Annotated in this window: 16 protein-coding genes; 6 read left to right on the top strand and 10 right to left on the bottom strand. The window is 35.9% G+C overall.

The window, feature by feature from the left end:
- Positions 1-118 precede the first annotated feature (118 nt).
- A complete protein-coding gene (locus TS1_RS10965) occupies positions 119-388 on the bottom strand; it encodes a substrate-binding domain-containing protein (RefSeq protein ID WP_256729363.1) in 270 nt (89 codons plus the stop codon).
- A 38-nt stretch (positions 389-426) separates the two neighbouring features.
- Positions 427-1,098 (bottom strand): LacI family DNA-binding transcriptional regulator, encoded by a 672-nt coding sequence (locus TS1_RS10960; protein ID WP_014124579.1) that lies wholly within the window; start codon positions 1,096-1,098, stop codon positions 427-429.
- A gap of 333 nt (positions 1,099-1,431) precedes the next feature.
- Here TS1_RS10960 and TS1_RS10955 point away from each other — a divergent pair, with 333 nt between their 5' ends.
- The 3 genes from TS1_RS10955 (at position 1,432) to TS1_RS10945 (ending at position 4,578) form a co-directional block, all read left to right on the top strand.
- Positions 1,432-2,481, top strand: coding sequence for a PTS transporter subunit IIC (locus TS1_RS10955; RefSeq protein WP_014124578.1), 1,050 nt, complete (start codon positions 1,432-1,434; stop codon positions 2,479-2,481).
- A 98-nt stretch (positions 2,482-2,579) separates the two neighbouring features.
- Positions 2,580-4,154: an Nramp family divalent metal transporter gene (locus TS1_RS10950; RefSeq protein ID WP_068710546.1), complete on the top strand. Its 1,575-nt coding sequence runs from the start codon at positions 2,580-2,582 to the stop codon at positions 4,152-4,154.
- A complete protein-coding gene (locus TS1_RS10945) occupies positions 4,147-4,578 on the top strand; it encodes a universal stress protein (RefSeq protein ID WP_014124576.1) in 432 nt (143 codons plus the stop codon). The genes TS1_RS10950 and TS1_RS10945 overlap by 8 nt, the downstream gene beginning before the upstream one ends.
- Before the next feature lie 169 nt (positions 4,579-4,747).
- Here the strand turns inward: TS1_RS10945 and trpX are convergent, their stop codons facing one another.
- The 4 genes from trpX to TS1_RS10925 form a co-directional block, all read right to left on the bottom strand.
- Positions 4,748-5,749, bottom strand: a complete 1,002-nt coding sequence (trpX, locus tag TS1_RS10940) for a tryptophan ABC transporter substrate-binding protein (RefSeq protein WP_068710545.1) — start codon at positions 5,747-5,749, stop codon at positions 4,748-4,750.
- 352 nt (positions 5,750-6,101) lie between these two features.
- Entirely contained in the window at positions 6,102-7,433 is a 1,332-nt protein-coding gene (locus TS1_RS10935; protein WP_068710544.1) for an FAD-binding oxidoreductase, read from the bottom strand.
- Between the two features lie 313 nt (positions 7,434-7,746).
- Positions 7,747-9,042, bottom strand: a complete 1,296-nt coding sequence (locus tag TS1_RS10930) for a PTS sugar transporter subunit IIC (RefSeq protein ID WP_068710543.1) — start codon at positions 9,040-9,042, stop codon at positions 7,747-7,749.
- A gap of 22 nt (positions 9,043-9,064) precedes the next feature.
- Positions 9,065-9,370, bottom strand: coding sequence for a hypothetical protein (locus TS1_RS10925; protein WP_157061671.1), 306 nt, complete (start codon positions 9,368-9,370; stop codon positions 9,065-9,067).
- Between the two features lie 301 nt (positions 9,371-9,671).
- On the opposite strand from TS1_RS10925, the gene TS1_RS10920 reads away from it, so the two are divergent.
- Genes TS1_RS10920 through TS1_RS10910 form a run of 3 tightly spaced genes read left to right on the top strand, consistent with a single transcriptional unit; the run spans position 9,672 to position 12,381 of the window.
- A complete protein-coding gene (locus TS1_RS10920) occupies positions 9,672-10,277 on the top strand; it encodes an MptD family putative ECF transporter S component (protein WP_061841047.1) in 606 nt (201 codons plus the stop codon).
- Positions 10,277-10,972: an energy-coupling factor transporter transmembrane component T gene (locus TS1_RS10915; protein ID WP_068710542.1), complete on the top strand. Its 696-nt coding sequence runs from the start codon at positions 10,277-10,279 to the stop codon at positions 10,970-10,972. The genes TS1_RS10920 and TS1_RS10915 overlap by 1 nt, the downstream gene beginning before the upstream one ends.
- Entirely contained in the window at positions 10,969-12,381 is a 1,413-nt protein-coding gene (locus TS1_RS10910) for an ABC transporter ATP-binding protein (protein WP_068710541.1), read from the top strand. The genes TS1_RS10915 and TS1_RS10910 overlap by 4 nt, the downstream gene beginning before the upstream one ends.
- 94 nt (positions 12,382-12,475) lie before the next feature.
- Here the strand turns inward: TS1_RS10910 and TS1_RS10905 are convergent, their stop codons facing one another.
- The 4 genes from TS1_RS10905 to TS1_RS12615 form a co-directional block, all read right to left on the bottom strand.
- Complete coding sequence (locus TS1_RS10905; protein ID WP_068710540.1) at positions 12,476-13,921, bottom strand: SLC13 family permease; 1,446 nt, start codon at positions 13,919-13,921, stop codon at positions 12,476-12,478.
- A gap of 67 nt (positions 13,922-13,988) precedes the next feature.
- Positions 13,989-14,264 (bottom strand): chorismate mutase, encoded by a 276-nt coding sequence (locus TS1_RS10900; RefSeq protein ID WP_061841051.1) that lies wholly within the window; start codon positions 14,262-14,264, stop codon positions 13,989-13,991.
- A gap of 130 nt (positions 14,265-14,394) precedes the next feature.
- Positions 14,395-14,574, bottom strand: coding sequence for a hypothetical protein (locus TS1_RS10895; RefSeq protein WP_061841052.1), 180 nt, complete (start codon positions 14,572-14,574; stop codon positions 14,395-14,397).
- A gap of 248 nt (positions 14,575-14,822) precedes the next feature.
- The coding region (locus tag TS1_RS12615; RefSeq protein WP_169792377.1) for a hypothetical protein at positions 14,823-15,267 on the bottom strand (445 nt) is incomplete at its 5' end.

Raw genomic sequence — 15,267 nt, 5'->3', positions numbered from 1 at the left:
AAATCGTTTTACGAAATATAATAATATAATATGTCAATCGTTACCATATATCAACCCTTTAACATATTTTATCAAAAAACACTCCCAACCTTTTTTAGTTAGGAGTGAATGGACATAATCACTGGCTAGAAGTTGAAGATAAGAGATTTACTGGTAACTTGGTTACTTGTTCAACTTTTTCTTCATTTAATAACGCCAATAGCACTTCGACTGATTTTTGTGCCAGTTTTTCGATTGGCTGAACAATGGTAGTCAATTCTGGATTCAGTTGCCGAACAATCTTTGTTCCATCAAAACCGATGATTTTTAATTCTGCAGGAACTGAAACCCCATGTTCTTTAGCGCTGTTCATACACATCGTAGCAATGATGTCATCCCCAGCAAAAATACCGTCATATCCCGTTTCTCCGGTAAAAAGCTGATCAATCAGTTCACGTTTTTTTGGTCGGTGAATTGAAAAGGAACTTCCTTGAAACTATAAACAAGGTTATTTTCTTTCATCACATCTTTATACGCAGCCGCACGATCATTTGCTGGAGTCGTAACCTGTTGATCTCCTCGAATGCATACAATTTTTTGGCAACCCTTATCAATTAATTCTTGTGTAGCAAGCTTTCCCCCCAGATAGTTATCACTTTGAATGATAGGAATATGGGCTGTTAATTCTCTTTCGATACTTACGATCTTATTCTCAAAGTATTGATATTCACTGATATTAATATTATGCGATCCTACAATAACCCCATCGACCCGTTTTTCTTGAAGTAAGCGTAAGTATTTTTTTTCATTATCAACATCATTTAAGCTGTTACAAATAAATAGATTATACCCTTTTTTAGCCAGCTCTTTTTCAAGATGAAACGTTAATTCACCGAAAAAAGGGTTTTCAGTTGTTGGAACAATTAGTGCAATAAAGCGCGTCTTATTGGTTAAAAAAGAACGTGCCATTTCATTAGGCGTATAATTTAATTCGTCCATTGTGGTCATGACTTTTTTCCGCGTCTTATCACTAATATACCCACGATTGTTTAACACGCGCGATACGGTTGTAACGGAAACGCCAGCCTTTTCAGCAACATCTTTGATGGTCAATGACATATTGAACCTCCTTATCATAAAGAAAGAATCGTTGCAATAAGTATAAATTTTTTTTACTAAGAAAGCAACGAGCAGGAAGTCGATCTAATTTTTAATTCGCTTCTTCATATTTCAGTGATTTTCCTTTTTTGATTTGTGTATTTGTTGATAGCTGAAAAAGTCTTTTTCAGTCATCTTTGTATTTCAGATGCAGTTCTGTTAACTTGCCCACTTAAGTGGTTTCTATAAATTGCAAATCCTACTTTTATATGGAATGTTTAAATATTGGAAAAATTCAGAAAAAGTGCTATTCTTTTACTTATAAAAATTTGTATTTCAGAAAGGGACAATCTTATGACTCAACAAGTAACTCCAAGAGAATTTATTATGAATATTTTAAACGGCTTAGCCATTGGTACAGTCATCGTTTTAATTCCAAGCGCCTTATTATCTGAACTTTGTAAAGCACTCTTACCTACTTTCCCGTTTTTGATCAACGTCTTAAATGCAGTAAATCTTTCTAATTCTATGATGGGAATTGTTATTGGGACTTTGATCGGTATCAACTTTAAATTTCCACCGATACAGTCGGCTGCGGTAGGACTTGCTTCTATCTTTGCTTCTGGAGCCGTTAACTTTACACCAGATGGAATGCTTTTAGAAGGTACAGGCGACATTATTAACATAGGACTAACTGCCGCTATGGCTTGTGGCATGCTTTTGTTCTTAGGAAATAAGTTAAAGTCTTATACCATTTTAGTTATTCCCGCGCTTTCTTTGATTATTCCAGGCATTATTGGACGCTTGATTTTGCCTTATATTTTAAAAATTACGGAATGGATCGGACAAGGGATCGCCCAACTACTTGATTTACAACCTCTTGTTATGAGTATTTTATTAGCTGTTATTTTTTCTGTTTTGATTGTTTCTCCGATTACAACCGTTGGTATTGCTTTAGCGATCTCGTTAAGCGGCATAGGTTCAGGCGCGGCCAATATTGGTATTTGTGCAACCGGATTTGGTTTTGCAATCATGGGCTGGCATGTGAATACCAAAGGAACAAGTTTTGCTCACTTTATCGGATCACCGAAAATGTCGATGGCTAACGCCTTGAAAAAACCACTGATTTTGTTACCTATCATTTGTACTGCTGCATGTTGCGGTGTTTTAGCTGCTTTATGGGATATTCAAGGTTCACCTATGTCAGCAGGCTTTGGTTTTAGTGGCTTAATTGGTCCGATTAATTACATGAATTTGGCCGAAGATGGCTGGACATTTGTTACTTTGTTAAAATCTATTATCGCTTTTGCCGTTGCTCCAATTGCTTTTAGTTTTCTTTTTAAATATCTCTTTACCAAGGTGACGCCCATTCTAAAAGAAGAAGATTACTATTTGAATATTTAATTTGTTAAATAATTTTTTAGGTTTGCCATAAAAATTCTTTTAAGATTTCGGATTTTGATGTATGATAAAAACGAAATTAAAGGAAAGCAGGTATTTTTATGAGCGATGAACCAAAAAAACACTCCATTATTGAGCAAACCAATGGAGCATCCTTGCAAGAAATCAATAGTACCGTCCAAGTACCCAAAGGAAAAGGATTTTGGCGAACTTTACTGGCCTACTCTGGACCGGGTGCCTTAGTCGCTGTCGGCTACATGGATCCTGGGAATTGGTCTACCTCTATTACAGGTGGTCAAAATTTTCAATATTTATTAATGTCCATTATTCTAATTTCCAGTTTAATTGCGATGCTTTTACAGTATATGTCTTCAAAACTAGGAATCGTTAGCCAAATGGATTTGGCTCAAGCCATTCGTGCGCGTACAAGTAAATCTTTAGGTATCGTTTTATGGGTACTGACAGAATTAGCCATTATGGCAACGGATATTGCTGAAGTGATCGGAGCTGCGATTGCGCTTTACTTGTTATTCAATATTCCACTTGTATATGCTGTTTTCATCACTGTCTTAGATGTATTGCTCTTGTTACTGCTAACCAAAATCGGTTTTCGTAAAATTGAAGCTATTATCGTTTGTTTAATTTTTGTCATTTTATTTGTCTTTGTCTACCAAGTCGCTCTATCAAAGCCTGATTTAGGAGCCATGTTTGCAGGTTTTATCCCAACAATGGATACCTTTTCGCAAACGCCGCATATTGGAGGTCAAACACCACTAACAGGTTCATTAGGAATTATTGGTGCCACGGTCATGCCGCATAATCTGTATTTGCATTCAGCGGTTTCACAGACACGCAAACTCGATCACGATAACAAAGAAGAAGTCGCACAAGCTGTTCGTTTTTCTACTTGGGATTCCAATATTCAACTTTCTTTAGCTTTTCTTGTCAATGCCTTGTTATTGGTTATGGGCGTAGCTGTATTTAAAGATGGCGCAGTACAAGATCCGTCCTTTTTTGGGCTCTACGAAGCTTTATCTGACCCTAATACCTTAAGTAATGGCGTATTATCTCAAGTAGCCAGTTCGGGACTGTTATCCACATTATTTGCCGTTGCCTTATTAGCATCTGGACAAAATTCAACCATTACTGGTACGCTCACAGGACAAGTAATCATGGAAGGTTTTATTCATATGCGAATGCCCATTTGGTTACGTCGTTTAGTGACTCGCTTGTTATCAGTTGTTCCCGTCTTAATTTGTGTTCTTATCACGAGTGGTAAAAGCACCGTAGAAGAGCATACCGCCTTAAACAATTTAATGAATAACTCACAAGTTTTTCTAGCTTTTGCTCTACCGTTTTCAATCATCCCACTGCTTATGATGACAAACAGTCAAGCTGAAATGGGCAAACGTTTCCGCAATAGTACCATCGTAAAGTTTTTAGGTTGGATTTCTGTTATTGCGTTAACTTATTTGAACTTAATCGGCTTACCCGACCAAATTGAAGGCTTTTTTGGAGCGCAAGCTACTAGACAAGAACTTTTATGGGCAGATGGAATTGCTTATGTTTTAATTCTTGTTGTTCTAGCCTTATTAGCATGGACAATTATTGAGTTATATAAGGGAAATAAAAAGTTTGAACAACTACAAAAAGAAGGAATGAATAATGATGGGTAATGGATTTCACAGCATCTTAGTTGGAGTCGATGAATCTGCCAATGCGCAAAAAGCTTTTCAATATGCCGTAAAAAAAGCTGCTCACGAAAATATTGAATTGGTTATTGCTTCTATATTAGAATCGGATGAAATAAACGTGTATCAGGCTTTGGATGATGATTACTTGCGATTAGCACGTAAAAAAACAGAAGAAAATCTACGAAAGTATCAGCAATATGCTTATGACCAAGGTGTACAAACCGTTAAACTTTTTAGCGATGAAGGTGCCCCTGCTGAACGAATTATTCATCATATCTTGCCACAAACCCAATGTGACTTACTCATTATTGGATCACACGCTAAGCATGGGCTGAAAGACTATTTTGGCACCAGTGCTTCTTATATGGCTAAAAATGCCCCAATTTCAGTCATGATTATTCGCTGAAAGTGTACTTTTTTGGTAACCGACACTCAGAAGTTAGATTTTAGCTCTAAGGATTGCTACATGATTTTAAATGAAGATTCTACTTACTTCTTGGATAAAAAATACAATTATAAAAAGCGTGCTGCTTTATACATAGCACGCTTTTTTTCATCATGAATTAAACTAAATTTTATCTATCTATAAACTCTGCTTCATCTTCCAAATTTTTTGGCAAATCAATATTGTACTTTTCCACTTGCTTTTGATTAACATATGTTTCCCCTTCGTCGTAAACATAGACAGGAGTTTTAGCTGGATCATCTCCATTGAGGATATCAGCTGTCATTTCACCTGTTTTTACCCCTAATTCATGTTGGTCAATCCCTACGGTCGCGACGCCGCCTTCTTCCACCATAATATCTACTGATGGAATAATGGGAATATTCTTTTTGTCGGCTTCGTTAACAATGGTTGACATCGCATTAGCCATAGTATTGTCATTTGGAATATAGATAAAATCGACATCGTCCATGGCTTGGATCGTTTGTTGAATTTCATTTGATGAAGGAACCGCATATCTTTCAGTCTTAAAATCTTGCTTTTTCGCCTCTTTTTCGGCTTCTACAACTTGTGGTTTAGCATTATCTTCTGAGGACGAATAAAGGATCCCCATTGTTTTTGCTTCAGGTAAAAGTTCTTTGGCCAAATCCAGTTGTTGATCAATCGGTACTTGATTAGAAACGCCGGTCATATTTCCGCCTGGTCTTTCCATAGAATCGACTAAATCACTGCCCACTGGATCTGCAATAGCGCCTAACATAATAGGTATATCACTCGTTTCATTTGCTAAACTCTGAACAGCGGGTGTAGCGATTCCTACCAGAGCGTCAGGATTATCTTCGACTAATTGTTGGCTCATTGTCGCTAATTTGCTTTGATCGCCTTGACCATTTTGAAACTCGAGTTCAAGATTCTCGCCTTCTTTGTAACCCGATTGCGCTAGGCCGTCTTCCACACCTTGTCGTATATCATCTAATGAAGGGTGACTGACATATTGTAAAATACTTACTTTTTTCGTTTCTTCAGACTGAGCGTTTCCCGAATTCCTTTTCCCTAACTCAAAAGCGAACAAGCTACCTGCTAAAACTACCACAATAACAGCAACACTGAATATCAATCCTTTGTTTTTCATTTTACCTTCCTACTTTCTTTATTGAATTAAACTGATATGATCGCTTTGTTTGCTTTGTTTTAACAAATAAAAAAAGCAACAATCCTGCGATCATTGCTGAAAAACAAAAACCGCATAGATGATTGATCTATGCGGTTCATAAGATTGATTTTAACCGGCATAGATACAAAGCTTTAGATTGCTCGTCTAAATCGTTGTATCTATGGAAAGAATCCATCAATACAACCTACTACGCCAGTTTTGCCATGCTTGTGCTAAATTGTTTGCGTAAGTTAATTGCATAATGGTTTCTTCCTTTCTTGTTTAGTAATTGAGCTTATCATACCTGAACAAAGAACTTAGGTCAACCTTTTTACAAATCAAAGATTCGATTTGGGTTTAATACATTTTTTGGATCTAGTGCTTTTTTAATCGCCTTTAATGTATTCATGTATTCTTTTGAGTAAAAATGGGATAAATACTCTTTCTTTTCCAAGCCAATACCATGCTCAGCAGAAGGCAAACCGCCCAGTTCAGCAATAAATGGATAAAGTTTTTGTTCATATTCGACTAACATCTTTTTCCACTGAACATCTTCATAATCTTCTTGTAAAACGCAGATATGGATGTTGCCATCACCTGCATGTCCAAAAAACGCACTTGAAATTCCCATCTCATCTGCATATTTTTTCGATTGAATAATTAAATCAGGAACGTAACGAGTGGGAACGACAGGATCGTACATTTTGGTAGTTGCCGCAGCATAAATTCCGGTTAGGATATGATCGCGAATATTCCAAACTAATTTTGCTTCTTTTTCATCAATATCCCGGATATTTAACGCGCCTGCCGAGTTAACAATGGAACGGACTTCGTCTAATTCACGGTTTAGAGCTTTTTCGTCATTGGAGTTTAATGTCAAAAGTAAAAAAGCCGCTCCTTCTTGTTTGGGCATTTTGACTTGTAAATAATCTTCCGCATAACCCACCGAATTTTTCTCTAATAATTCCAATGCTACGGGCTCTACAGGCGAATTTAAAATTTCATAGACTGTAGGTGCCAGATCATCTAATTTTTCAAAACCAACCAGCATGGAACGTTCATAACGTGGTCTAGTCCTCAATTTTAATTGTAATTCAGTAATAACACCTAATGTCCCCTCTGAGCCAATAAAAAGATCTTTTAAGTCGTAACCAGAACTATTTTTTTGATTTAAACTACCTGCATGAATAATATCACCATTAGCCAACACCACATCATAGCCACGTACATTATCGCGTGTTACACCATATTTGATGGCGCACATTCCTCCTGCGTTCGTTCCAACAGTACCACCAATCGTAGCGGATTTTTCACCTGGATCTGGCGCATAAAAATAAGGCGTATCGGCTAAATACTGGCGGATTTGCGCCAGAGTCACCCCTGCTTGTACATTTAAAGTTAATGTTTCTTTATCTAAAGAGATAATATCAGTCATCTCAGCTAAACTTAAAAACCACTCACCTTCATGAGGATAAGTTGCACCAGTTAATCCGGTATGTGCCCCAATCGTAATCACTTTTTTGTCAGCCTCATTTGCTTTTTTCATAAAATCGCTGACATCTTCTGTACTCTTAGCATAACCGATTAATTCCGCTTGTCCCGGTTCGAGTTCATGAGCATTTGAGGTTAATAATTCCTCAGGCACTATTTCTTTAATTTCCATAAATAAAAATCTCCCTTAACTAAAAAATATGTAAGCGTTATTACTACTTAACTATAACATAGTTAATTTTTTTGAAAAAGAATTGCGTCAATTGTTTCTTATAAATGAAAATAAAAATTAGTTGGTTAACTTCAAAAAATAGCGCAATTGGCGAAATAGTTGACGATGTGAACCCAATCCATAGAAATATCGGCGGGACATTTGACGATGTGCCACCAATCGTTAAATTATTGGAGGCAACTTGCTCAATCTGCCTCCAATAATTACAAATAATGATAAAATGTATGAAACAAAACAACTTTCATCTTTTGAATTACTTTTCTATCGTTCCTTGTTCTTTCGCGAGTTCGTTTTTGTCATAAACTTTAAAGAAAGGATAATAAATTAAAATAGCAATAATGATTAAAACAACATTTAAAACAGCAGCTCGCCAATCTCCATTTGTTGCCAAGAAAGCGCCGATAGGTCCGGGTAATGTCCAAGGAGCAGTCACCGTCACGGCATTAACCAAACCTAGTTTTGTCGCAAACCAAGCAATTGTTGCTAACACAATAGGTGCTCCAATAAATGGCACCATTAGAATAGGATTTAACACAATAGGTACACCAAAAATAATAGGTTCATTGATGTTAAAAATCGCTGGCGCCAGAATCGTCTTTCCAAGTTTTGAACCATATTGAGATTTTGCACGAAAAGCTAACAAAATAGCTAAACCAATCGTTGCACCTGCCCCACCAATCCAAATAAACCATTGATAAAACGGCTCTGCTCCAATTGTTGGTAGGGGTTCACCTGCAGCTAATGCACTAGAATTATTTTCTAATAATTGCAACCAAAGCGGACGTGCAATAGAACCAATCACCGCTAAGCCATGAATACCAAAGAACCAGAAGAAAGTTGTCAGTAAGACTAATAACAGAACAGATGGTAATGAATCTGCTGCACTAATTAGCGGACTAATTAAATTACCGATAAATGCATGCCAGTCAAAACCTATATAATAAGTAATCGAACCAATCAGCAAAATCACGATTAACGTAGGTGTCAATGCTTCAAAAGAACGCGCAACTGCAGGTGGCACTTGTTCAGGCATTGTAATCTTAAAATTTGATTTATCAGTTAAACGATAGATTTCTACAGCAATAATCGAAGTAACAATTCCGACAAACATTCCTTCACCACCAAGGTTTGCCATGGGCAGCACAAATCCTTCAACACCAGCTATTTCCGTTGCTTCTTCCGGGATGGAAACTGGAACCAAAGTTAGAAGAAAGGCTGTTACTGCTAGAATTCCACCCGCGACTTGGTCAAGATCGTAACTTTTCGACAAGCTTGCGCCAATTCCAAATGTAGCATATAGTGCCATAATATACATAGACATACGGTATGGAAGTAAAATCGTTTCGGCATTTGCGGTCAAGAACTGAGTAACTCCCCATGATTCAGGAAGGGGTGGAAAAGCAATAATCATGAAAAAAGACCCCACAATAATTAAGGGCAATGCGGCAATAATCCCATCACGAACTGCTCGTAAGTGACGCTGATTGGCTATACTAGCCATCGGTCCTCCCAGATATTTTTCAATCCACTGTGTAAACTTGTCTAACATTTTTTCCCTCTTTTCTTCTATTTTAGAAAATAAAACCCTTCACTATCCAAAAATATGCCAATAATTCCAAAAGTGCCGTCACAACAACTAGAAAAATAATGAAACGCTTACAAAATCCTTGTTTAGTTTCTATAAAATAATGATTATATAACAATGAAAATGCTAGACTAATAGGCAATGTAAGCATAACTCCGGTCTTAAAGCTCATCCCCACTAACATCAATAAATAAGGAAAAATGATACCGCCAAATACTAAAGAAACAAAAACTAAAAAACTCCCTTTAACAGAAAGCCTGGGGATTCGCAAGGATTGTTCCTCGAACTTCATTTTCTTGCCTCCTCTTTCTTTCATTATAGCGGTTACAAAAACCACTTTCAATTGTTTTTCTGTTTTTTTGAAATAAAATTTTAAATAAAGATACATCATCTCAAAAAAACAAAATAATATTTCAGCTAACCATAGCTTATTCAATATAAAAACATTTCCTATCCTCCATTTTATAGAACAAGTGATTTAGTAAAGCTCAAACAGCTAAGAGTAAAAATTTGATGATTCTCTTTCTATAATTTAAACTTCAATTGGCGTATAATAAGCTGAGAAAACATAGAAAAGATTATTGGAGGTAACTATGAGAAAAAATAAAAACAAAACAATCCGTGCATCAGACTTAATCTTTATAGGAATTTACACTGCATTATACTTTGTATTTGTAGGTATTGCTGAGATGCTTGTTGTCCTACTGATACCTGGCTATTCTTATTCCTACTCTCCTGTTTTAGCAGCCTTAATTACTGGAACAATCTTTATGTTAATGGCTGCAAAAGTTCCTAAATTTGGTGCGATTACCATTATGGGAAGTGTGTTAGGTCTGTTTTTCTTTTTCAGCGGACTCTTCCCTTTTGCTTTAATTCCTAGCCTTATTTCGGCCTTACTTGCAGATGCCATCGCCTATATCTTTAGATATAAAAACAAAATGGGGCTGCTCCTTAGTTATGTTATATTTTCCTTTAACACTACTGGACCTGTTATTCAGTTATTATTTAGCCCCGACAGCTATGCAGCCAATCTTAAAGAACGCGGGAAAGACGCAGATTATATCCGGAATGTTTTTGCAAGTATTACTGACTATACAGCGATGATTGTTTTTGTATTGCTGATTGTCGCTGCGATTGTCGGAGGAATATTTGGGCAACGAATGATTAAAAAACATTTCCAAAAAGCAGGAGTTATCTAATGGCTTTTCACTTCGATCCCAGGACTATTCTTTATCTATTACTCATCTCCCAAATCATTTTACTTTTAGATGTTAATGTTTTTATTGAAATAGTCACCGTCATGATTTTAATTATTCCTTTTTTTATCAGTAAGCAGTTTAAATGGGGCCTCATTATAGCCGTGATATATAGTTTACAGTTATGTATGGCTTTTATTTTTTTACCGAATATTCATAATGCTGTATTACTCTATCCTCTTTCGATGATCGCCAATGGTTTTCGTGAGTTAATCCCTGGAATTATTGTGGGGATTTATGCACTAAAACTAACGCACTCAGAAGAATGGATCAGCTTATTTAAAAAATGGCATTTCCCTAAATATTTTATCGTCCCATTTTCTGTTATCTTTCGTTTTTTTCCCACTTTGCGCGAAGATTATCATCAAATCAGAAATGCAATGGCCTTTCGAGGAATTGAAAGAGGTCCTATCGCTTTTATCAAGCATCCGATACAAACCTTTGAATTTATATTAATTCCTCTGCTTATAAAAGCCAGTCAAGTTGCTCAAGACTTAACCATTTCTGCTTTAACTAAAGGGTTAAGTATGCCTGTCAGACAAACGTCCATTATTCAACTCCAACTGACGAAGACTGATTTTGTTTATATGCTTATTGCCTTTCTTCCCATTATCATTTATTTAGGAGAATTCATATGAAACAATTTGCTATAAATAGCGAAAATGCCTCCTTTCGTTTTCTTTATGCCGTTGAACCTTTTTTAAAATCGATCCATTTAAAAGTAACCCCTGGTGAGTGTATCCTTATCTGTGGAAAAAGTGGCAGTGGCAAAACAACGTTTAGTCGTCTATTAAATGGCATTAGTCCGAATTATATTGAAGGGGATTTGACCGGTCATGTAGAAACATACGGTTTAGTTACAGGAGAAGCCGATATCAAAGATTATGTTCCGGTCGTTGGCAGTGTGTTTCAAAACCCGAAAACACAACACTTTACCGCGAACACAACTTACGAGCTGGCCTTTCCACTTGAAAATATCGGTAAGCCTTCCAATCAAATTTTTAAACGTATCGATGAAACGATGGAAGAACTTGACATTACACACTTGCTTAACCGTGATATATTCAAGTTATCCGGTGGTGAAAAACAACTCATTGCAATGGCTACTGCAAATATGCTTAACCCCAAAGTGCTAGTGTTAGATGAGGTAACAAGTAACTTAGACCAACATGCAGTAGAACAAATGAAGAAAATTATACAAAAAATAAAAGATAAAGGCGTTACAATCATCCTTACAGAACACCGTTTAGCTTGGTCAAAAGGTCTAGTCGACCGTTATGTGTTATTTAATGAAGGAAAACTAATCCAAGAGTGGAAAAGTGATGAATTTAATCAACTCACCAATGATGAATTAGAACAAATAGGACTTCGGGCGATGGATTTATCCGAAAAACATAAAATGCTAGTAAAGAAACAGCAAACTACTACAATGTCCAAAGATTCTTATTTGTTGCAGACAAAAGATTTAAGCATTGGTTATAAAAAGAAACAACCTGTCTTATCCAATATCTCAATAGGAATAAGTCAAAATAAAGTGACCGGAATTATGGGACCTAATGGCGTGGGAAAAAGCACTCTGGCAAACACATTAACAGGACTATTAAGCCCTTTGTCAGGAAAAATTTTATGGCAGAAAAAAGCATTATCTGCGAAAGATTTAATGAAAAAAAGTTTTCTGGTTATGCAAGATACAAACTATCAGTTGTTTAGCGAGTCCGTTTCTGAAGAAGTTTTATTAAATGCCAAACATCCGGAGCAGAAAAACCTTGTGTTAGAAAAATTAAATTTATTAGATGTAGAAAAACGCCATCCCATGAGCTTATCTGACGGTCAAAAACAACGAGTCGCCATCGCTTCTGCTATCTTGTCGGGAAAAGAATTAATTATTTTTGATGAGCCCACCAGTGGCCTAGATTATTTCAATATGCAGCGTTTTGGCGAGCTATTAAGTATGTTAAAAGAAACTGATGCAATAACAGCAATCATCACGCACGATATCGAACTCGCTTCTGAATGGTGCGATGAGATTATCGAGTTAAGACGATGAGTCAAAATGTTCATTACTCTTTTTTATGCTAAACATTTGTAAATTCAACAAAACCATACAAAAAGCAATAAAGCTTTTCGTATGGTTTTATTTGTTATACATTAATAAAAAGGTTAGCCAGCGGATAGGCTACAAATAACGCAATAACAAGTGTCCCTAAGGCTACTAGCATTCCATACTTTAACATTTGTATGGTATTCGTCCAACCAGACGAACCAGCGATAGCAACATAAGGCATCGAAGGCGGTGTCGCTGATCCAATAGAAGCTACCAAACCAATCACTGCTGCTAGTGAAGCTGCTTCAATAGCATTAGAAGAAAGTGCAATCGGTACTGCCACTGAAGTAACCACTTGTGAAGTGACCATATGTGAACCAATATTTGATTCAATCGTTGCCCAAGTAATGAAAAGCCCAATAATAAGTAGAGGCGCAAGTCCTTGTGCAATTGGTTTCATCGCCTCTGACACATAAGTGATCAACCCAATGTTTTCATTCGTTAATGCACTGCCAATAGCTAATGTCGAAGCAGCCATAATCAAGCTTGGCCAAGAAACCCCTTTGGTAATTGCCTCATTAATCACAAGCAATGGTTTTCCTTCTACTTGTATCATTGCTAAAATAACAACACCCGCAAGCGGTGGTACCGCTGTTCCAAAACTATCAATTAAAGCTGCAACATTAGGTAAAATAGGTGAAATTATTCCTGGTAGTATCCATAATAAAATGACAAGAACAAAAACAGTTAAAATAATTTTTTCACGTTTTGTCACTTGGGCAAACGTCATTTGTTTAAAGTCTGTTTTGTCTAATTGTTTGAATTGTTGTGTATCTGGCTTTAAAATAAAACGGAAAACCAACAACATAAATAAAAATATAAGTAAACCAGCAGGAATCGCAAAAGCCATATAACCAGCATAACTGATCGTTACATTGGCAATGGATTCAAACACACCGAGTGCAATGACCGGAAAAACATGAGCAATCGGCGTCATTCCTGACGATAACGAGCAAGAAATGACTAATCCAATCATTAGCATAGAAGCAAAATTGCTCCCCTTTTTAAGGCCCAAAATCTCATAGATTTCCTCTAAAATCGGCAACATGATAAAAAATAAAACTGTTGGCGAAATAAACAAACCAATAAATAATACTGACAATAAAAATAATAGCGTCAGCTGCCAAGCTCCTTTTTGCGCCCATTTACTTGTAATAAATGCTAAAGCAACCCGCTTAATTATACTTGTTTGTGACAAAGCATAAGTCAACATAAAGGTAAAAAGTAAAAAAGTGAATGTTTCGTTCCCAAACGAGGAAGCGAAAACTTGAGCTGGATTTAAGGTGGGAACCAACGTCAAAGCAGCCAGACATAACAAGCTCGGCCAATCAATACCTACAAAAATCCATAACATTAACGTTCCTAAAAAGATACCGACAACTTGCATCCCATCTGCGCTCAAACCTGTCGGTGCTGGAATAAAGCGAAAAAAGAAAATCGCGAGCAGAGCCAAAAGCATAATCGGTGTTTTCCTATTTTTCATAAAAACCTCAACTTCTTTCAAATAAATTACAACATCAAAAGACCATCAGTGATGAGATGACTCAAAATTAATCTCGACCAATAATTTTTTCTTGCTGATATTCTTTTGTTGTATCCATAATTGCTTGAAAGATTTTACGAATCGAAGCTTCAAAATCTTTATTTTCTGTGTAAGAACTAATTTTGTCCAATACCACTTTTTCACGACTTTCGTCTAAAACAGGCAAATTATGCTCTTTTTTATATTTTCCCACTTCTACTACTGCATTCATTCGTTGTTCAATTAAAGGAACCAATTCCTTATCCGCCTGGTCAATCAATCTTCTTGCTTCTTCTAAGTTCATAAACATTCCCACTTTCAGTTATTTTTAGATAGAAGTATATCATGCTTCGAAAGATAACACCATGACAAAAATGAGATAAAAGAAAAGTAATTCTTTCATCTCATCATTTTTAGCTTATAAGGATATAAAACTAGCGGTTAATGGAACGTGCCATTCGTTGAATTGCATGTCTTTCACCACGAATCGCTCTATTTTCCAGAAAGTTAGATCCATTTTCTTTTACCGTAACTAGGTCCGACCACTCATTATATTTAATCATTACCGAAGAAAAAATTTCATAAATCATTTTTATTGGATAACATTTCTTCATTATCCAATTTTCTAATATTGAATAAAGATTTTGGTGATTCAAAAATCGTAACTACTATAAAAATTACGACAACCAAAAAGTGACATCTGTTTCCTTGTTTGCAAATAATACATTTTAAAGTAATGATTTTAGATTTAAAAGATATTTTTTCCTTTTCTTAGCTTTTCTAAAATCAAAACTGCTATCCAAAGAACAACATAAAAACGTTCGTTTCGTATTTTCAAGCAGACGAAACGATAGTTAAATTTTTAATCAACCAAAAAATGACTATAGCTTATATTTTCCTTTTCATTGATTAAACCTAACTTCAACGGATTCGTCATGATTTGGTCAATGATATTGACTAACATCTTTAACTTTTGCTTATCTCCAGCGATCTGTGTTTTTACACTAATATAATAATTTCTTTCTTCAACCTCTTCCTCATCTGTGTGAAAAATTGTAAATGTTTCCTCGCTTGCACTCAAATCAAAATGAACTTGTACTGTATCATTTTGAATAAAAGTTTCTGAAGCTAGATCGCTAAAAGTTCCTTTATCTTTTAAATTTATATTTGCTACTTGAATACTGGGAAGTTTTTTGTCATAATCATAAGCTTGAAAAAAGATGTGTTTCAAAGAATCCATGTACTTAAATTCGTTCATTTCTTCTTCAATATAAAAAATTGGTTCACAAGTAATGTTTAATTTTTTT

Origin of the sequence: Tetragenococcus solitarius NBRC 100494 (assembly GCF_001544195.1) — a bacterium.
Lineage (GTDB): Bacteria > Bacillota > Bacilli > Lactobacillales > Enterococcaceae > Tetragenococcus > Tetragenococcus solitarius.
Note: the sequence above shows the minus strand (reverse complement) of the source record. Positions and strands in the feature narration are given on the sequence as shown.